At 71.9% G+C, this 19,069-nt stretch carries 15 protein-coding genes and 1 riboswitch; of the genes, 3 read left to right on the top strand and 12 right to left on the bottom strand.

Features of this window, described 5'->3' with window-relative positions:
* Positions 1–23: 23 nt before the first annotated feature.
* The gene (locus tag ACIP9H_RS39535; protein WP_360905847.1) at positions 24–305 is read left to right on the top strand and encodes an HPr family phosphocarrier protein; all 282 of its coding nucleotides are present in this window, start codon (positions 24–26) and stop codon (positions 303–305) included.
* A 212-nt stretch (positions 306–517) separates the two neighbouring features.
* Here the strand turns inward: ACIP9H_RS39535 and ACIP9H_RS39530 are convergent, their stop codons facing one another.
* The 4 genes from ACIP9H_RS39530 to ACIP9H_RS39515 form a co-directional block, all read right to left on the bottom strand.
* Positions 518–1,210, bottom strand: coding sequence for a GntR family transcriptional regulator (locus ACIP9H_RS39530; RefSeq protein WP_401594587.1), 693 nt, complete (start codon positions 1,208–1,210; stop codon positions 518–520).
* A gap of 254 nt (positions 1,211–1,464) precedes the next feature.
* Positions 1,465–2,235: a M23 family metallopeptidase gene (locus tag ACIP9H_RS39525; protein ID WP_401594590.1), complete on the bottom strand. Its 771-nt coding sequence runs from the start codon at positions 2,233–2,235 to the stop codon at positions 1,465–1,467.
* A gap of 14 nt (positions 2,236–2,249) precedes the next feature.
* Positions 2,250–2,413: riboswitch (cyclic di-AMP (ydaO/yuaA leader) on the bottom strand.
* A 259-nt stretch (positions 2,414–2,672) separates the two neighbouring features.
* Entirely contained in the window at positions 2,673–4,043 is a 1,371-nt protein-coding gene (locus tag ACIP9H_RS39520) for a M16 family metallopeptidase (RefSeq protein ID WP_401963800.1), read from the bottom strand.
* 17 nt (positions 4,044–4,060) lie between these two features.
* Positions 4,061–5,413, bottom strand: a complete 1,353-nt coding sequence (locus tag ACIP9H_RS39515) for a M16 family metallopeptidase (RefSeq protein WP_401594592.1) — start codon at positions 5,411–5,413, stop codon at positions 4,061–4,063.
* A 205-nt stretch (positions 5,414–5,618) separates the two neighbouring features.
* Here ACIP9H_RS39515 and ACIP9H_RS39510 point away from each other — a divergent pair, with 205 nt between their 5' ends.
* A complete protein-coding gene (locus tag ACIP9H_RS39510; RefSeq protein ID WP_401594595.1) occupies positions 5,619–8,069 on the top strand; it encodes a DNA topoisomerase (ATP-hydrolyzing) subunit A in 2,451 nt (816 codons plus the stop codon).
* Positions 8,070–8,674: 605 nt separating this feature from the next.
* Here ACIP9H_RS39510 and ACIP9H_RS39505 read toward each other — a convergent pair.
* The 5 genes from ACIP9H_RS39505 to ACIP9H_RS39485 all read right to left on the bottom strand — a co-directional run bounded on the left by ACIP9H_RS39505 (position 8,675) and on the right by ACIP9H_RS39485 (position 15,045).
* Complete coding sequence (locus ACIP9H_RS39505) at positions 8,675–10,288, bottom strand: glycoside hydrolase family 13 protein (protein ID WP_401593386.1); 1,614 nt, start codon at positions 10,286–10,288, stop codon at positions 8,675–8,677.
* 100 nt (positions 10,289–10,388) lie between these two features.
* Complete coding sequence (locus ACIP9H_RS39500) at positions 10,389–11,270, bottom strand: carbohydrate ABC transporter permease (protein WP_401593383.1); 882 nt, start codon at positions 11,268–11,270, stop codon at positions 10,389–10,391.
* A gap of 15 nt (positions 11,271–11,285) precedes the next feature.
* Complete coding sequence (locus ACIP9H_RS39495) at positions 11,286–12,260, bottom strand: carbohydrate ABC transporter permease (RefSeq protein ID WP_401593380.1); 975 nt, start codon at positions 12,258–12,260, stop codon at positions 11,286–11,288.
* Between the two features lie 42 nt (positions 12,261–12,302).
* Positions 12,303–13,718 carry an ABC transporter substrate-binding protein gene (locus ACIP9H_RS39490; RefSeq protein ID WP_401593377.1) on the bottom strand — a complete coding sequence of 472 codons (1,416 nt, stop codon included), beginning with the start codon at positions 13,716–13,718 and terminating at the stop codon, positions 12,303–12,305.
* 319 nt (positions 13,719–14,037) lie between these two features.
* Positions 14,038–15,045, bottom strand: coding sequence for a LacI family DNA-binding transcriptional regulator (locus tag ACIP9H_RS39485; RefSeq protein ID WP_401593374.1), 1,008 nt, complete (start codon positions 15,043–15,045; stop codon positions 14,038–14,040).
* Between the two features lie 214 nt (positions 15,046–15,259).
* Between ACIP9H_RS39485 and ACIP9H_RS39480 the strand changes: the two genes are divergently transcribed.
* A complete protein-coding gene (locus ACIP9H_RS39480; protein WP_401593371.1) occupies positions 15,260–16,159 on the top strand; it encodes a sucrase ferredoxin in 900 nt (299 codons plus the stop codon).
* On the opposite strand, the gene ACIP9H_RS39475 is transcribed toward ACIP9H_RS39480, so the two are convergent.
* Genes ACIP9H_RS39475 through ACIP9H_RS39465 form a run of 3 tightly spaced genes read right to left on the bottom strand, consistent with a single transcriptional unit; the run spans position 16,126 to position 18,902 of the window.
* Complete coding sequence (locus ACIP9H_RS39475; protein ID WP_401593368.1) at positions 16,126–17,163, bottom strand: ABC transporter substrate-binding protein; 1,038 nt, start codon at positions 17,161–17,163, stop codon at positions 16,126–16,128. The two genes, ACIP9H_RS39480 and ACIP9H_RS39475, sit on opposite strands and share 34 nt — an antisense overlap.
* A 52-nt stretch (positions 17,164–17,215) precedes the next feature.
* Entirely contained in the window at positions 17,216–18,097 is an 882-nt protein-coding gene (locus ACIP9H_RS39470; RefSeq protein ID WP_401593365.1) for an ABC transporter permease, read from the bottom strand.
* Positions 18,087–18,902, bottom strand: a complete 816-nt coding sequence (locus tag ACIP9H_RS39465) for an ABC transporter ATP-binding protein (protein ID WP_401593363.1) — start codon at positions 18,900–18,902, stop codon at positions 18,087–18,089. The genes ACIP9H_RS39470 and ACIP9H_RS39465 overlap by 11 nt, the downstream gene beginning before the upstream one ends.
* Positions 18,903–19,069: the final 167 nt, after the last annotated feature.

Genomic DNA, 19,069 nt, shown 5'->3' with positions numbered 1-19,069 from the left:
GGAACGACCCGAAGGACAACACCATGGCTGAGCGCCGCGTCACCGTCGGCTGGGCCGAGGGACTCCACGCCCGTCCCGCAGCGATCTTCGTCCGCGCCGCGACCGCCGTCGGCGTCCCCGTCACCATCGCCAAGGCCGACGGTGCCCCCGTCAACGCCGCCTCGATGCTCGCCGTGCTCAGCCTGGGTGCCGCGGGCGGCGACGAGATCGTCCTGGCCTCCGACGCCGAGGGCGCCGACGCCGCGCTCGACAGCCTGGCGAAGCTGGTGTCCGAGGGCCTGGAAGAGCTTCCCGAGACCGTCTGACCCGCCGCCCGGCATGCCGGGGCCGGTGCCGCGGAATCCGGCCGGATTCCGCGGCACCGGCTTTTCCGGCCACCGGAAGAATTCGACGCGACGCACCGCGGAAACGCGCGGCGACCGCGCACAGGTCAGAATTCGGCCCTATTCTCCCCGTTGTATACGGCAGCGCTGTTAAAACCGACGACCCGGCGTGTGTCCGGCATGTTTCCGTTTCCTCACCGAAGGGTCGCGCCACGGCCCGCGCGCTCCGGGCGGCGCAACCGGTGCACCGCCGCGGCGCGCTCCACATGGCCGGCCATCGCCGCGCGGGCGCGCTCCGCGTCACCCCGGGCGACGGCGTCCACGACGGATGCGTGCTCCTCCCAGGACGCCGCCGCGCGGCCCGGTGAGTCCACCGCGTACACCCAGGCGATCTTGCGCCGCAACTGCGTCAGCAGCGTCACCAGGGTGGGGCTGCCGGAAGCCTGCGCCAGCGTCTCGTGGAACCAGCCGTCGAGCGCCGGCAGGTCGGACAACTGCCCCTGCACGGACCGCTCCTGACCGAGCCGCACCAGCCCGCGCAACACCTTGACGTGCGCCTCCGTACGCCGCTCGGCGGCGCGTGCGGCACCCAGCGGCTCCAGCAGGCCGCGGATCTCCAGGAGGTCCGCCGCCTCCTGGTCGGTGGGCTCGGCCACGGAGGCCCCGGCGTGCCGGCGGGTGCGGACGAAGCCCTCGGACTCCAGGGTGCGCAGCGCCTCGCGGACGGGCACCCGCGACACCCCGTAGCGCTTGGCGAGCTGCTCCTCGGTCAGCCGGCTGCCCGGCGCGAAGTGCCCGCCGACGATGTCGTCACGGATCGCCGCGCACACCGCCTGGGCGGAAATACGGCGCCCCGCGCCGCCCGTCCCGTTCACGTCCGGTCCCACATCGCCGGTTTCCTTTCCCTGCGTGCCGACGGCTGCGGCTCAATTCCGCGTGACGCAGGTGCCGGCGCTTTCGTGGCGACCCTATTCCAGCACGTGGCCGATTCCGGCGGCAGCCCTGAATTCATGGAGCGTTTTTGGACACACGTCCGCGCGCGCCGAAGGCCCCGGCGTGGGGGAGCCGGGGCCTTCGGGGTGGGGGGAGGGGGGTGGAACGGTGGAACGGTGGACCGGTGGACCGGGAGATCAGAAAGCGCTCAGAAGAGGACGCCGTGGGAGCGCAGGTACGCCACCGGGTCGACATCGGAGCCGTACACCGGGGTGGTCCGGGCCTCGAAGTGCAGGTGCGGGCCGGTCACGTTGCCCGTGGCGCCCGACAGGCCGATCCGGGTGCCGGCGGACACCGCCTGGCCGACCGAGACCGCGATCGAGGACAGGTGGCCGTACTGGGTGTACATGCCGTCCGCGTGCCGGATCACGACGTTGTTGCCGTACGAACCGCCCCAGCCGGCCTCGACGACCGTGCCGGCACCGGCGGCGTGCACGGGCGTGCCGATGGCCGCCTGGAAGTCCACGCCGGTGTGGTAGCCGGACGACCACAGGCTGCTGGTCGCGTGGTACGGGGTGCCGATGGCGCCGTGGACCGGCAGCATCCAGGAGGTGAGGGACGTGCGGGCGCGGGAGCGCGAGGCGTGCGCCGCGCCGTCGCGGGCCGCGGCCCTCGCCTTGGCGCGTACCGCGGTGGCCTTGGCGGCGGCCTCGGCCTTCTCGGCCGCCCGCACCTTCGCCACGTGCGCGACGTGCGCCGCGTGCTGCTTCGCGGCCTTCTTCGCCGCGGAGACCGCCGCCTTGCGCTGCGCGTCCGCCTGCTCGGCCAGGTGGTCCGCCAGGTCGCCGCTGACGGCGGCGCACTTGGCGAACGCGGAACGCTCGGTGTCCGCGGCCTGCGCGGAGGTGGTGAGCGTACCGGCGGTGACGGCGGTGAACGCGGCGGCGCAAGCGACGGTGGTGCGTATGGTGAACGCCATGGGCAGGCGGGGATCCTTTCCTTCCTTCTCGCCTACCGGGTTAGCTGACGGGTTCGGAGCAGGAAGGTCTCCTACGGGAGCCCCGGTGAGGGCAGGCCCGATTCACCCCAGGGGACGACTCATGTGGGTCCCCGGCTCCCCAGGCTCACGCCCGACGGGGACTCGGCGATCGTTGCTCCGGTGCCGCGGGAGGCGGCTGATTCCGCCGGACAACCCGAGGACGCTAACCGCGCCCCTGCGGCGGTTCCAAAAAAATCCGGGCTTTTGTGCGGGATGCCACACCGACCCCCAACCGTCACCAACCGTTCCCCGAACGGCAAAACCCCAGTTCCCACCGGGTGCAGCGGCGCCCTGCGCGGCTGGAGCCCTGAGCCCACACGCACCGCGGCCCCGGGCGCCGATGGGGCGTCCGGGGCCGCGGTGCGGGCGGGGTGGCGTCAGGCGCCCGTGACGACCGTCACGGGGCCGATGCCGAGGTCGCGGACCGGGTCGGCGATCACCGAGGCGTCACCGACCAGCACGACCACGAGGCGGTCCAGCGGGAACGCGGCGACGGCCGCCGCCGTGGCCTCGACCGTGCCGGTGGCCGCCAGGCGCTCGTACAGCCGCGCCTGGAAGTCGTCGGGCAGTGACTGCTCGACCTGGTCGGCGAAGGTGCTGGCGACGGCCGAGGCCGTCTCGTAGCGCAGCGGGGCGACGCCCACGAGGTTCTGGACGGCGACGTCCCGCTCGTCGTCGGTGAGCCCCTCCGCCGCCAGGGTGCGCAGCACCTGCCAGGTGTCGGCCAGCGCCGGCGCGGTGACGTCGGTCGCCACGGAGCCGCTGATGCCGAGCAGCGAGATGCCGGTGCCCTCCGGCGTGGAGAGCAGGACCTGGCCGAAGGCGCGGACGCCGTAGGTGTAGCCCTTCTCCTCCCGCAGCACGCGGTCCAGGCGCGAGGTCAGCGTGCCGCCGAGGCAGTACGTGCCGAGCACCTGGGCCGGCCAGACCGGGTCGTGGCGGTCCGGGCCCGTCCGCCCGATGAGCACCTGGGTCTGGACGGAGCCGGGGCGGTCGACGACGATCACGCGGGCGGTGTCGTCCGCGGTGATCGACGGCAGCGGGCGGCGCTCGGCGGGCTTGCCGCTCCACTCCCCCAGGGTGCTGCCGAGCAGCGCGTCGAGGTCGATGCCCGTGAGGTCGCCGACCACGACCGCGGTCGCGGTGGACGGCCGTACGTGCGCGTCGTAGAAGGCGCGGACGGCCGGCGCGTCGATCCGCGAGACGGTCTCCTCCGAGCCCTGACGCGGCCGGGAGCACCGCAGTTCGGCGGGGAAGAGCTCCTTGGACAGCGCCATGGCGGCGCGCCGCGCGGGGTTGGCGAGCTCGTGGGGGATCTCGTCGAGGCGGTTGCCCACCAGGCGCTCGATCTCGCTCTCCGGGAACGCCGGGGCGCGCAGCGCGTCGGCGATCAGGCCGAGGGCCTTGTCCAGGCGCGAGGCGGGGACCTCCAGCGAGACCCGCACGCCGGGGTGGTCGGCGTGCGCGTCGAGGGTGGCGCCGCAGCGCTCCATCTCGGCCGCGAACTCCTCGGCGGTGAGCTTGTCCGTACCCTCGGACAGGGCGCGGGCCATGATCGTGGCGACGCCGTCCAGGCCCTCGGGCTCGGCGTCGAGCGGCGCCGCGAGCAGCACCTCGACGGCGACGACCTTCTGGCCGGGGCGGTGGCTGCGCAGCACGGTCAGCCCGTTGGGCAGCTGGGAGCGGTCCGGGGCCGGGAAGTCCCAGGGCTTGGGGTCGCCCGGCCGGGGCTGCGGGTGGAACGTCATGGTGCTCTGGACGTCGGTCACTGGTCCGCGCCCTCCTCGTCCTCGTCGGAGTCCTCGCCGGGGGCCGCCGCGGAGCCGGTGGGCTCGTACACGAGCACGGCGCGGTTGTCGGGCCGCAGCGTCGCCGCGGCGATGGCACGCACCTCGTCGGCGGTGACCTCCAGGACCCGCTTGACCGCGGTCAGCGCCAGCTGCGGGTCGCCGAACAGCACGCTGTAGCGGCACAGTTCGTCGGCGCGGCCGCCGACCGTGGCGAGCCGGTCCAGCCACTCGCGCTCCAGCTGGGCCTGGGCCCTTTCCATCTCCTCCGGCGTCGGCCCCTCTTCGGCGAAGCGGGCCAGCTCCTCGTCGACGGCGGCCTCGATCGCCGGCACCTCGACACCGCTGGACGTCTTGACGTCCAGCCAGCCGAGCGACGGCGCACCGGACAGCCGCAGCAGGCCGAAGCCGGCCGCGACCGCGCTGCGGTCCCGGCGGACCAGCCGGTTGTGCAGCCGGGAGGACTCCCCGCCGCCCAGGATCGTGAGCGCCAGGTCGGCCGCGTCGGCCTCGCGGGTGCCGTCCTTCGGCAGCCGGTACGCGGCCATGAGGGCACGGGAGGGGACGTCCTCCTCGACGACCTCGCGGAGCTGCCCGCCGATCACCCCAGGGAGTGAACCGTCGCGCGGCGCCGGCTTGCCGTCGTGGGACGCGATGGTGCCGAAGTACTTCTCGACCCAGGCCAGCGTCTGCTCCGGGTCGATGTCGCCGACCACCGCGAGGACGGCGTTGTTCGGGGCGTAGTACGTCCGGAAGAAGGCGCGCGCGTCCTCCAGGGAGGCGGCGTCCAGGTCGGCCATCGAGCCGATCGGCGTGTGGTGGTACGGGTGCCCGTCCGGGTACGCCATGCCGGTCAGCCGCTCGAACGCGGTGCCGTAGGGCACGTTGTCGTAGCGCTGACGGCGCTCGTTCTTCACCACGTCGCGCTGGTTGTCCAGGCTCTCCTGGTCCAGCGCGGACAGCAGGCTGCCCATGCGGTCGGCCTCGAGCCACAGGGCCAGTTCCAACTGGTGGGCCGGCATGGTCTCGAAGTAGTTGGTCCGCTCGAAGCTCGTGGTGCCGTTGAGGGAGCCGCCGGCGGCCTGGACCAGCTCGAAGTGGCCGTTGCCCTTGACGTTCGCCGATCCCTGGAACATCAAGTGCTCGAAGAGGTGGGCGAGTCCGGTACGGCCCTTCACCTCGTGACGGGAACCGACGTCGTACCAGAGGCAGACCGCGGCGACCGGGGTGAGGTGGTCCTCGGAGAGCACCACACGCAGGCCGTTGGCCAGGCGGTGCTCGGTCGCGGTGAGGCCGCCGGATTCTGCCTCCGGCGTGGCCGTGTGACCCATGGGCAAGCTGTCCTTCCCGTCGCGTACTCGTTGTTTCGTGCGTAGACCTGCCACTCTAGGCAGCGGACAAACAGCCTGCGAAGTTCCCGTCACCGGCGCGCAGGAGCCGGGGGGTGGTCGGGGCTGTCGGCGGCGCGGTCCACAATGGTCCGCGTCAGTCACGTGTCCACACCCGATGAGGTCCAGCCGAAGGAGCAGCGCCCTGATGGCCCGCCGCACCACGAAGACCCCGCCGCCGGACGATTTCGAGGAGCGGATCCTCGACATCGACGTCGTCGACGAGATGCAGGGGTCCTTCCTCGAGTACGCCTACTCGGTCATCTACTCGCGCGCGCTCCCCGACGCCCGCGACGGGCTCAAGCCGGTGCACCGCCGGATCGTGTACCAGATGAACGAGATGGGGCTGCGTCCCGAACGCGGCTTCGTGAAGTGCGCCCGTGTCGTCGGCGAGGTGATGGGCAAGCTCCATCCGCACGGCGACGCCTCGATCTACGACGCCCTGGTGCGCATGGCGCAGCCGTTCTCCATGCGGGTGCCGCTGGTCGACGGCCACGGCAACTTCGGTTCGCTCGGCAACGACGACCCGCCGGCCGCCATGCGCTACACCGAGTGCCGCACGGCCCCGGCCGCGATGCTCATGGTCGAGTCGATCGACGAGGACACGGTCGACTTCGCCCCGAACTACGACGGGCAGGAGCAGGAGCCCGTCGCCCTGCCCGCCGCGTATCCGAACCTGCTGGTCAACGGGGCCTCGGGCATCGCCGTCGGCATGGCGACCAACATGCCGCCGCACAACCTGGGCGAGGTCGTCTCCGCCGCCCGGCACCTGATCCGCTACCCGAACGCGGACCTCGAGACGCTGATGCGCCACGTGCCGGGCCCCGACCTGCCCACCGGCGGCCGCATCGTCGGCATGGACGGCATCCGGGACGCGTACGAGACCGGGCGCGGCACCTTCAAGATCCGCGCGACGGTCTCGGTCGAGGAGGTCACCGCCCGCCGCAAGGGTCTGGTGGTGACCGAGCTGCCGTTCACGGTCGGCCCGGAGAAGGTCATCTCCAAGATCAAGGACCTGGTCGGCTCCAAGCGCCTCCAGGGCGTCGCCGACGTCAAGGACCTCACCGACCGCGAGCACGGACTGCGCCTGGTCATCGAGGTCAAGAACGGCTTCCACCCCGAGGCCGTCCTGGAGCAGCTGTACAAGCTCACGCCGATGGAGGAGTCCTTCGGCATCAACAACGTGGCCCTGGTCGACGGCCAGCCGCTCACGCTGGGCCTGAAGGAGCTGCTGGAGGTCTACCTGGACCACCGCTTCGAGGTGGTTCGCAGGCGCAGCGAGTTCCGCCGCGGCAAGCGCCGCGACCGCCTCCACCTGGTCGAGGGCCTGCTGGTCGCGCTCGTCGACATCGACGAGGTCATCTCGATCATCCGCTCCAGCGACAACGCGGCCCAGGCCAAGGAGCGGCTCGTCGAGCGCTTCTCGCTGTCGGAGATCCAGACCCAGTACATCCTCGACACGCCGCTGCGCCGCCTGACCCGCTTCGACCGGATTGAACTGGAGTCCGAGCGGGACCGGCTCACCGCGGAGATCGAGGAGCTGACCCGGATCCTGGAGTCCGACGCCGAGCTGCGCAAGCTGGTCAGCACCGAGCTGGCGGCGGTGGCGAAGAAGTACGGCACCGATCGCCGCACCGTCCTGCTGGACTCGACGGCGGCGCCGATCGCCGCCGTGCCGCTGGAGGTCGCCGACGACCCCTGCCGCGTCCTGCTGTCCTCCACCGGGCTGCTGGCGCGCACCGCGAACGGCGAGGCCCTGGCACCGGGCGACGGCAAGCGCGTCAAGCACGACGTGATCGTCTCGGCGGTGCCGACGACCGCGCGGGCGGACATCGGGGCGGTCACCTCGACCGGGCGGCTGCTGCGGATGGCGGTGATCGACCTGCCGATCCTCCCGGAGACGACGGGCGCGCCGAACCTGGCGGGCGGCGCTCCGCTGGCGGAGTTCCTGTCGCTGGAGCCGGACGAGCAGGTGGTGTGCCTGACCACGCTGGACGAGTCCTCGCCGGGTCTGGCGCTCGGCACCGAGCAGGGCGTCGTCAAGCGCGTCGTGCCGGACTACCCGTCGAACAAGGACGACTTGGAGGTCATCGCCCTCAAGGACGGCGACCGGATCGTCGGCGCGGTGGAGCTGCGCACCGGCGAGGAGGACCTGGTCTTCATCACCGACGACGCCCAGTTGCTGCGCTACCCGGCGGGCCAGGTGCGCCCGCAGGGCCGCCCGGCGGGCGGCATGGCGGGCATCAAGCTCACCGAGGGCGCCAAGGTGATCTCGTTCACGGCGGTGGACCCCTCGGCCGACGCCGTGGTCTTCACCCTCGCCGGCGCCCGCGAGGTGCTGGACGGGGCGGAGGAGAGCACGGCCAAGCTCACCCCGTTCGACCAGTACCCGCGCAAGGGCCGGGCGACCGGCGGCGTGCGCTGCCAGCGCTTCCTGAAGGGCGAGGACGTGCTGCTGCTGGCCTGGGCCGGTGTGGCGCCCGCGCGTGCCGCCACCTCCGCCGGTACCCCCGCCGACCTTCCGCCGAAGGACCCGCGCCGGGACGGCTCGGGTGTGGCGCTGACCAAGCGGGTCGCGGTGGTGGCCGGCCCGGTGTGACGGGCGCGTGACAGCGGCGAGGGGCGGGGGCCCCCGGCGGGGGCGCCCCCCCCCCGGGAACCGCGGGCGCACCCAAACCCCCCCCCCCCCCCGGACGGGGCGGCGGGGGGGCGGGGTCGGGGGGGGGGGGGGGGCGCCCCAGGGGGGGGGGGGGGGGGGCGGGCGGGGTGTGGGGGGGGGGTCACGGGGGGGGGGGGCGCGGCCCGGGTCGGGGCCCCCGCCCCTCGGCGTACGCGGTCAGGACGCGTACGCCCCCGGCCCGCCGTGACGGACGGCGGGCCGGCCGGTTGTCGGGCTCGTGCGCAACGGGCGTGTGGAGGGCGGCCGACGGGCAGGGACGGCGGGGAAGCGTCGCCGCCGGCCGTCGCGAGGGACTGTGTGCCCGGGGGCGAGGTACCCGTGCCGCCGGACCGGGACTCGGCGTCCGCGCCGCGGAAGGGCGGGCGGGCGGGCCGTGAATCGGTCGGTCCGATGGCGCCGGTGACCCTGCGGGGGCGGACGGCCTTCGCCGCGCGAAGGCGTCGGTGCCGCCTTGGACAACGCTGTCCGAAGGCGGCACCCCTGAGCGGGAGCGGAGGAATCCCGGGGGCGTTGCCCGGCGCCGGCTACTCGCCCAGGCGCAGCCAGACCGCCGTGTCCCGGGGCAGCCGGCCGTCCTCGTCGAGCGGCCCGCTGGCGAGCAGGACCTGCCGGTGGCCGGGGAGGTCCACCGGGGCCGCCGACAGGTTGACCACGCAGGCGAAGTCGCCGTCGCGGCGGAAGGCGAGCACCTCGCCGGTGCTGTCGAGCCAGCTCATCGGCCCCTCGCCGAGGCCGGGTTCGGCGCGGCGGAGGTCCAGCGCGGTGCGGTACAGCGTGAGCACGGACTCCGGGTCGGCCTGCTCGGCCTCGGCCGTGTACCGCGCCCAGCCGTCCGGCTGGGGCAGCCACAGCTGCTCGCCGCCGAAGCCGTACGGCGGCGCGTCCCCGGACCAGGGCAGTGGTACCCGGCAGCCGTCACGGCCCGGGTCGGTGCCGCCGGAGCGGAAGTACATGGGGTCCTGGAGCCGGTCGGCCGGGATGTCCTCGACCTCGGGCAGGCCCAGCTCCTCGCCCTGGTACAGGTAGACCGAGCCGGGCAGGGCGAGCGTGAGCAGCGCGGCGGCGCGGGCGCGGCGCGTGCCGAGCTCCAGGTCGGTGGGGATCCCGTGGGCCTTGGTCTTGAAGTCGAAGCCGGTGTCGGCGCGGCCGTAGCGGGTGGCCGTACGGGTCACGTCGTGGTTGGCCAGGACCCAGGTCGCCGGGGCGCCGACGGGCGCGTGCACGGACAGCGTCAGCTCGATCGAGGCGCGCAGCCGTGCCGCGTCCCAGGGGCAGGCCAGGAAGTCGAAGTTGAAGGCGGTGTGCAGCTCGTCGGGGCGCAGGTAGCGGACGAAGCGCTCGGCGTCCGGCAGCCACACCTCGCCGATCAGGACGCCGCCGTAGGAGTCCGCGATGGTGCGCCAGGACCGGTAGATCTCGTGGAGTTCGTCGCGGTCGATGTAGGGGTGCGGGTCGCGCCCCTCCTCGAAGTCGGGCAGCAGCGGGTCCTTGGCGACCATCGCCGCCGAGTCGATGCGCACGCCGGCGACGCCGCGGTCGAACCAGAAGCGGAGGACGTCCTCGTGCTCCTTGCGGACCGAGGGGTGGTCCCAGTTGAGGTCGGGCTGCTCGGGTGCGAACAGGTGCAGGTACCAGTCGCCGTCGGGCAGCCGGGTCCAGGCGGGGCCGCCGAACTGGGACCGCCAGCCGTTCGGGGGCAGTTCGCCGTTCTCGCCGCGTCCGGGACGGAAGTGGAACAGCTCGCGCTCCACACTGCCCGGCCCCGCGGCGAGCGCCGCCTGGAACCACACGTGCCGGTCGGAGACGTGGTTGGGGACGATGTCGATGATCGTGCGGATGCCGGCGCCGCGGGCCTCCGCGATGAGCTTCTCGGCCTCGGCCAGGCTTCCGAAGGCGGGGTCGATGGCCCGGTAGTCGGCGACGTCGTAGCCGCCGTCGGCCAGCGGCGAGGGGTACCAGGGGCTGAACCAGAGGGCGTCGACGCCCAGCGCCGCCAGGTACGGCAGTCTGGACCGCACCCCGGCGAGGTCGCCGGTGCCGTCCGCGTCGCCGTCGGCGAAGCTGCGTACGTACACCTGGTAGATGGCGGCGCCGCGCCACCACTCGTCGGTGGCCTCGGTCGGCTGGGTGTCTGCCACGTGACTGGTCCTTTCGGGCAGCTGGGACCACGCCGCCGGCCCTCACGGCGGGCGGCGTGGTGCTGGTGGGAAGCGGCGTCGCGGTGGACGGGTGCGGGCCTCAGCCCTTCAGACCGCCGGCGGTCAGGCCGCTCATGATGTTGCGCTGGAACACAAGGAAGATCAGCAGGGTCGGGACGGAGGCCATGGCGATGGCCGCCAGGAGCCAGTTCTCCGGGACGCCGCTGGCGAGCGAGTAGATGCCGACGTTGAGCGTCTGCTTCGTCGGATCCGGCAGGGTGAGCATCGGCCAGAGGAAGTCCTTCCAGACCCCGACGATCGCGAAGATGGAGACCACTCCGAGGATCGGGCGGGAGATCGGCAGGACCACCGACCACAGGGTGCGCACCGGGGAGGCCCCGTCGATCGCGGAGGCGTCCAGCAGTTCCTGCGGCACCGAGTCGAAGAACCTCTTCAGCAGGAAGATGTTGAAGGCGTTGGTGACCGAAGGCAGCCAGATCACCCAGGGCGAGTCGAGCAGGTTGCGCTGGAAGATCGGCACGTCCAGCACGGTCAGGTACTGCGGCACCACCAGCACGGTCGCCGGGATCATCAGCGTCGCCAGCATCATCCCGAGGATCACGTTGCCGAGCACCGGGCGGAGTTTGGACAGCGAGTAGGCGGCCGCCACGTCGAGGACCAGCTGGAAGGCGAGCGCCCCGAACGCGTACCAGAGGGTGTTGAGCAGTAGGTGGTACAGGTCCATCACGGACCAGGCGCTCTTGTAGTTCTCGGGGTGGAAGGAGTGCGGGAAGGCGGTCGGCGGGATCTGCGCGAACTCCTGCGTGGACTTCAGGCCGTTGGCGGCCATCCAGTACAGGGGTCCGAGGAAGACCAGCGTGAAGGCGGCGACCACCAGGAGGAGGACCGTCCGGTAGAGGATCTTGCCGCGCCGGCTCGCGAGTTGCGTCGGCGATATCAGCGTTCGCGTGCTGCTGCTCATCGGTGGGTCCCCGCCCTACTCGTCCGCGGCACGGCTGAGCCGCACGTACCCGGCGGAGAAGACCGCCAGCAGCACCAGCAGCACCAGGCCGAGCGCCGCGGCGCCGCCGTAGTTGTTGAAGTTGAACGCGTACTGGTAGATCAGGTAGACGACGGTGGTCGTGGAGCCCTCCGGCCCGGAGCCGCCGGTCAGCAGGAAGGGCTCGGTGAAGACCTGCATCGTGGCGATGATCTGCATGAGCAGCATCAGCGAGAGGATCAGCCGGGTCTGCGGGATCGTCACGTGCCAGATCTTGCGCAGGAGTCCGGCCCCGTCGAGTTCGGCCGCCTCGTACAGCTCGCCGGGAATGCCCTGGAGGGCGGCCAGATAGATCAGGGTGGCGCCGCCCATGTTCATCCAGGTGGACGCGATGACCACCGACAGCATGGCGGTGTCGGTGGACTGCAGCCATTGCTGGGCGGGCAGGTGCAGCGTCTCGAGGATGCGGTTGAACAGGCCGTACTCGGGGTTGTAGAAGTTCTTGAACAGCAGCACCGAGGCGACCGGCGGCAGCATCACCGGCAGGTACACCAGCAGCCGCAGATAGCCCTGCGCGTGCCGCAGTTCGTTCAGCAGCAGTGCGACGAAGAACGGCACCGCGAAGCCGAGCAGCAGCGCCAGGCCGGTGAAGAGCAGGGTGTTGCGCCAGGCCTGCCAGAACGCGGGGTCGTGGAAGACGTAGTTCAGGTTGGACCAGCCGGCCCAGGTGGTCTGCCCGTCCTTGGTCTTCTGGAAGGCCAGTACGAACTCCCGGACCATCGGGTACCAGGAGAAGAACGCGAAGCACAGCACGGCGCCGATCAGGAAGCCGTACGCGGTGAGGTTGCGGCGCAGGGAGCGGCCGGCCCGCCCCGGACGGTGGGGATCCGGGGCAGGGCGGCGTGCCGAGCGGCGCGACCGGCTCTTCGCGGGAGTGCTGGCGGGCAGGGTGGGGGCGCTGGGGGCCGACATCGTTACTCCTGAGTGCCGGGGGGCCGGGGGTCCGGTCCGGAGCTACTGGTTGGCGAGGACCTGGTTGACCTGGGTCTCCGCGGTGGACAGCAGCTTGGCGGCGTCCGCGTTCTTGTTGGTCAGGACGCCGGACATCACGTTGTCCAGGACCTTGTAGATCTCCTGGGCCTTGGCGGGCTCGGCCTTGCCCGGGATCGGGTTGTCCATGAAGGCGCGGAAGTTCTCCACCGGCATGGTGGCGCTGGCCGCCTTCAGCTGGTCGTCGCTGGTCTTGCTGGCTCCGGTGAAGAAGGCCGGCTGGGGCAGACCGACGGGCAGGCCGTCCGCCTTGGACCGGGAGTACTCGAACTGGCCCTTGCCCGGGGTGAGGGTCTTGAAGTTCAGCCAGGCGATGGCGGCCTTGATCTTGTCGGGCGAGCTGCCCTTCTTGATCATGTAGTCGTTGCCGCCGAAGAGGGTGGCCTTGCCGCCGGGGATCGGCCCCATGCCGAAGTTGGCGTAGTCGGCGCCGAGCTGCTGGACCATGTACGTGATGTCGTCGGGCGCGGCCAGGAACATGCCGAGCTTGTCCGTCGCCATCTGCTTCTGCAGGTCGCCCCACTTGAGCAGCTGGGTCTGGCCCATGCTGTTGTCGGTCCAGCGCATGTCGTGCAGGTTCTGCACGACCTGCTTGCCGAGGTCGTCGTTGAACGCCGCCTTGGTGCCGTCCGCGGAGACGACGTCGCCGCCCAGGCCGTACATCGTCGCGGTGAAGTGCCAGCCGCCGGTGTTCTGCGCGCTGTAGTCGCCGTAGCCGGCGATGCCCTTGCCGAGGCCCGCGATGGCCTTGGCCGCGGTGCGGACCTCTTCCCACGTGGCCGGGGGCTTGTTGGGGTCGAGCCCGGCCTGCGTGAAGAGCTTGCGGTTGATGAGCAGGCCCATGGTGTAGTTGCTGGTGGGCACGCCGTAGAGCTTGCCGTCCTTCTTCAGGACGCCCAGCACGTTGGGGTCGATGTCCTGGAGCGCGGGGACGGTCTTGTCCGTCACGTACGCGGAGATGTCCTCGGCGCCGTCGTTGTCCAGCACCTGCTGCAGGTCGGTGAAGTACGTGTAGAACACGTCCGGCTGGGACTTCGCCTTGAGCGCCGCGGTGAAGCGGGCCGGCTCCTCGCACTGACCGGGCGTCGACTTACCGTCGATGGTCACGTTCGGGTACTGCTTGTTGAAGGTGGCGACGTCCTCCTTCCACTCCTTGAGCTCCGCCTTCTTGGCGGCCGGCGGCATGCAGTCGATGGTGAGCGTGACCTTGGCCTTCGGGTCCAGCGGGGCGGCCGGGTCGGACGATGAACCGCCGCCGGCCTTCTCGTCGTTGTCCGCGCTGCTGCTGGTGCCGCAGGCGGTGAGGGCGACCAGGGCCAGCGCGGAGACGAGCGTGGCCGCGGAGGCACGGCGGGCGGGGCGGAACCAGGAGCTTCTCATCGGTGGTCCCCTTCGGGCATGAGCGTGGAAGGCCCCCTGCTACGCACAGCGGGGGCGCCGCACACTCAAGCACTCCTGGCAGATGTCCGCAAGATGTCGCGCAGTTTTCGCAAAAGACTGACGAGCTTGCGCAGGTGGGCTGCTAACCGTTTCCACGGCGGAGGAGGGGGCTGACCGGCGGGACCTGCCGTCCACGGGCGGCCGCGCCGCGGTCCTGCCGGGACCGGGGAGGGGTCCTGGCGCCCAGGACGCGCGAGAGCCCGCGGTGCCGGGCACCGCGGGCTCTGCGGGGGTTGCGCCGTCGTACGGCGCGCGGGGCTCAGGCGCGCACCGGTCCCGTCGTACCGCGGACGACCAACTCGGGCTCGTACAGGAGCTCGTCGGAGGCGACCTGCTTGCCCGCGATCTTCAGCGCGAGCAGTTCCACCGCGGTGCGCCCCATCGCCTCGATCGGCTGGCGCACGGTCGTCAGCGGCGGGTCCGTGCAGGTCATGAACGCCGAGTCGTCGTACCCGACCACCGAGACGTCCTGCGGCACCGACAACCCCATCCGGCGCGCCGCGCGCACCGCGCCCAGCGCCATCGGGTCGTTGGCGCAGATGATCCCGGTGACCCCGCGCTCCCACAGCTTCGCGGCCGCCGCCTGGCCGCCCTCCAGGGTGAACATCGCCCGCCCCACGTGCTCGTCGGGCAGCGACGAGCCGGTCGCCGCGGCCACGCCGCGGGCCGCCGCCAGCTTGCGCCGCGACGGCACGTGGTCGGAGGGCCCCAGCAGCAGGCCGATCCGCTCGTGGCCGAGCGAGGACAGATGCCGCCACGCCTGCTCCACCGCCACCGAGTCGTCGCACGAGACCCTCGGGAAACCCAGGTGCTCTATGGCCGCGTTGATCAGCACGACCGGCAGATTGCGTTCCGCGAGCAGCCGGTAGTGGTCGTGCGGCGCGTCCGCCTGCGCGTACAGGCCGCCGGCGAACACCACGCCGGAGACGTGCTGTTGCAGCAGCAGCGACACGTAGTCCGCCTCCGACACCCCGCCCGCGGTCTGCGTGCACAGCACCGGCGTGAGCCCCTGCTGGGCCAGCGCCGCGCCGACGATGTCGGCGAACGCGGGGAAGATCGGGTTCTGCAGCTCGGGCAGCACCAGCCCGACGAGCCGCGCCCGGTTCCCCCGCAGCTGTGTGGGCCGCTCGTACCCCAGCACGTCCAGTGCCGTCAGCACCGCCTGCCGGGTGCCCTCGGACACCCCCGGCTTTCCGTTCAGCACCCGGCTGACGGTGGCCTCGCTGACCCCGACCTTCTTCGCTACTTCGGCAAGCCGTCGCGTCATGCGTGCAAGCATACGACATGCCATGCAAGTGGTTTGCGCTCTTGCGCAAGACCGTTGGGACCCGCGGTATCCGGGTAAGCCATCGGTACAGCCGGGACGGGAGCGCCATCCTTCCCGGGGCAGAGGCGGACATTCCGGACGCCCGGGCCACGGTCCGCGCCGTACGGGAGGGGTTGGAGAGCCGCACGAGAGTCGGAAGGTTAGGCTTACCTTCATGACCACCTGCACGACCGCGTCGAGCTCCTTGGCGGAGCCCGTCGCCGCGACCGCGGCCACCGCGCGCACCTGGCTGCTGCTGGAGCAACCGGGGCCGTGGGGGCCCAAGGCGCTGACCGGCAGCCATCTGGACCCGCGGGTGGGCCGGGCGCTGGAACGGGCCGCCGCGGGGACCGGGGTGCGCGTCGGGCTGATCCGGCGGCCCGGGCCGCACGCGGACCGGCGCCGCGACATCCCCCGGCGCACAGCCTACGTGGCGCACACGGTGCCGGGACGCTCCTGGGTGCGGGAGGCGGTGCTGGAGGACCCGGAGACCCTGCTGGGGCTGGACTTCGCGGCGCTCGGGCACGGAGACCACCGCGGCTTCGGAGTGCCGTACGAGGGCGACCCGCTCGCCCTGGTGTGCACCAACGGCAGGCGCGACCGCTGCTGCGCGCTCAACGGCCGCCCGCTGGCCGCCGAACTCGCCGCCGCACAGCTCGGTCACGTGTGGGAGGTGACCCACCTCGGCGGCCACCGCTTCTCGCCGACGATGCTCGTGCTGCCGTACGGCTACGCCTACGGCCGTGTGGACCTCGCCCTGGCCAGGCAGGTGCTGGAGGCCACCCGCGAGGGGCGCGTCGTACTGGAGGGCTGCCGCGGGCGCTCCGCCTGGGAGCGCCCGGGCCAGGCGGCCGAGCTCGCCGTCCGCCGGCTGACCGGTGAGGACCGGGCGGGGGCGCTGAGCGTGGACGGCACCCGCGTACGGCACGTCGACGGCAGGGTCTGGGACGTCGGGGTGACCGCGGTCGCGGCCGAGCCGCCCCGGCCCGAGAGCTGCGGGGCGGCCCTGGGGGCGCCGCTGCGCATGGAGATCAGCGGCATTCAGCCGGCGCTCTTGACGAACTCCGTGGTGTAGGTCCTGCTCAGGTCCACCTTCGCGTTCTGCAGGTTCGGGTTGAACGCCTTGAGGACCCGCTCCACGGTCTCGGGGCCGCCCTCCGGCATGACCCCGTCCTTGGTGAACATCGGCAGCGTGCTCTCGATGGACTGCGTGTAGAGCTCCTGGCCGCCGCCCTGTGCGTAGTCCGCAGGCATCTTCGCGGCGATCTCGGCGGCGCTGTGCGCGGACATCCATGCGAGCGTCTTCACGAAGGCGTTGGCGAGCTTCTGCACGGTCTCCTTGTGCCCGTTCACCCACTCCGTCTGCATGTACAGGCTGGAGGAGGGGTAGAGCCCGCCGAGCGCCTGCCGGGAGCCCTCGGGGGTGCGCATGTCGATCAGCACCTTGCCGAGCTTCTTGTCCAGGATCGTGGCCACGGTCGGGTCGGTGGTCATGCCGCCCTGGATCGAGCCCTGCTCCAGCGCGGAGATGAAGGTCTGGCCCGCGCCCACCGCGACCGGCGTGAACTCGCTGGTCTTCACACCATTGCTGACGGCCAGGTACTTCGTCAGGAAGTCCGTGGACGAGCCGATGCCGGTCACGCCCATCTGCTTGCCCTTGAAGTCCGCCGCGCCCGCGATGTCGCCCGCCGCCTTGTTGGAGACGATCTCCACCTCGCCCGGGGCCTGCGAGAACTGGACCACCGACTCCACCTCCTTGCCCTTGACCTGGAGGTCGAGCGTGTGGTCGTAGAAGCCCACGGTGCCCTGGACGTCGCCGGAGACCAGCGCGGTCTCGGCCTGGACGCCGGCCGGTTCGGTGAGCAGTTCGACGTCCACGCCCTCGGCCTTGAAGTAGCCGAGCCGCTCGGTGAGCATCGCGGGGAGGTAGATGACCTTGTCCAGGCCGCCGACCATGATCTTGACCTTGCCGCCGGAGCCGGAGCCGGAGGCCGAGGAGTCGCCGCCGCAGGCGGTGAGCAGGGTGAGGGCGACGGCCGAGGCGGCGACGGCAGCGGTGGCTCTGAGGGGTGCGCGCATCTGGTTCACGTCCTTGTGGGAAGCGGTCGGAGGGGGTGTGGGGCAGCGGGGGTCAGCGGTCGGAGCCGGCCTCGGCCGGCTTCCAGCGGAAGAGCCGCTTCTCCAGGAAGGTCAGCAGGCCCTCCGCGAGCAGCGCGACGACCGCGAGGACGGCCATGGCGGCGTACACACCGGCGGAGTTGAAGGTCCCCTGCGAGGCGGCGACGAGCAGGCCCAGGCCCTTGGTGGCGCCGATGTACTCGCCGACGATGGCGCCGATGAGGGCGAAGCCGAAGCTCACGTGGAGGCTGGTGAAGATCCAGGAGGTCGCGGAGGGCACGACCACCTGCAAGGTGACCTGGCGGTTGCCGGCGCCCAGGATGCGGGAGTTGGCGACCAGGTTGCGGTCGACCTCGCGGGCGCCCTGGAAGGCGTTGAAGAAGACCGGGAAGAAGACCAGCACCACTGCCGAGGCCACCTTCGACGCCGGGCCGAGGCCGAACCAGATGAGGAAGATCGGCGCGAGCACGATGCGCGGCAGCGCGTTGAGCACCTTGATGTAGGGCCCGAGCACATCGGCCAGGAAGCGGATGCGCCCGAGCACGATCCCCAGCACCACACCGGCGACGACGCCGATCGTCCAGCCGAGCAGGGCCTCGTAGAGCGTGTACCAGATCTGCTCCCACAGCGAACCCTGCGCGGTGCCGTCCACCGCCCAGGTGCGCATCTGCTCCCAGATCCGCGACGGCATCGAGAAGTGGAAGGGATCGACGGCCCCGGCACGGGCCAGCCACTCCCACAGGCCGAGCACGGCGATCAGCAGCAGGACCCGGCTGCCCTGGACGAGGTAGACGCGGTTCCGGGCGGCGCGGGCGCGGGACCGCGCCCGGTCGGTGCCCCCGCCGGCGTCCTTGGTGACAGCGGCCGCCGGGGCCGCCGCGGTCTCAGGCGGCATCGGCCGCACCCCTCTCGCGGGTGATGCGGACCTCTTCGCCGAGCGAGGCCCAGATCTCCCGGTAGATCTCGATGAATCGCGGCTCCAGCCGCACCGTCTCGACCTTGCGCGGGCGCGGCAGGTCGATCTCGAAGATCTCCTTGACCGTCGCCGGTCCGGCGGTCATGACGACGACCTTGTCCGCGAGCGCGATGGACTCCTCCAGGTCGTGGGTGACGAAGACGACCGAGGCGCCCGTGCCGGACCACAGCTCCAGCAGCTCGTCCGACATCAGGGCGCGCGTCTGCACGTCCAGGGCCGAGAACGGCTCGTCCATGAGCAGGATCTCGGGATCGTTGACGAAGGTGGCCGCGAGGGCGACGCGCTTGCGCTGACCGCCCGACAGCTGGTGCGGGTAGCGGTCCTCGAAGGCGGTGAGACCGACCCGGGCGAGCCATTCGCGGGCCCGCTCCCTGGCCTCGGCCTTGGGCACGCCGCGGAAGCGGGGACCGGCCATCACGTTGGACAGCACGGTGCGCCAGGGGAAGACCGCGTCCTGCTGGAAGACGAAGCCGACCTTGCCGCCGATGCCGCGCACCGGCTCGCCGGCCACCAGCACCTCGCCCTCGGTGGGCTCCTCCAGCCCGCTGACGAGGGTCAGCGTCGTGGACTTGCCGCAGCCGGTCGGTCCGACGACGGCCACGAACTCCCCTCGCCCGACGGTCAGGTCCAGATCGCGCACGGCGGTGTGAAGGGCCCCGGACGGGGTCCTGAAGGCCTTGCTCGCACCCCGCAGTTCGATGGCGGGGCTGGGGTGTGTGCTCATGCGCCGGGACGCTAGATGCGGCCCGGGCCACCGCGGCAGCCTTGCGGTCACAACTCCGCCTTGTGCCCACAACCCCCTGTTCTGCTCGTTCTGCTCGCGCTACAACAACGAAAGGGCCACAGGGGCTGGGCAGCGCACCCCGGCGCCGTTTACGTTGCGTTCACAGC

It is taken from the genome of Streptomyces sp. NPDC088732 (assembly GCF_044751205.1).
Classification (GTDB): Bacteria; Actinomycetota; Actinomycetes; order Streptomycetales; family Streptomycetaceae; genus Actinacidiphila.
This window is presented reverse-complemented; position numbering and strand designations above follow the sequence as displayed.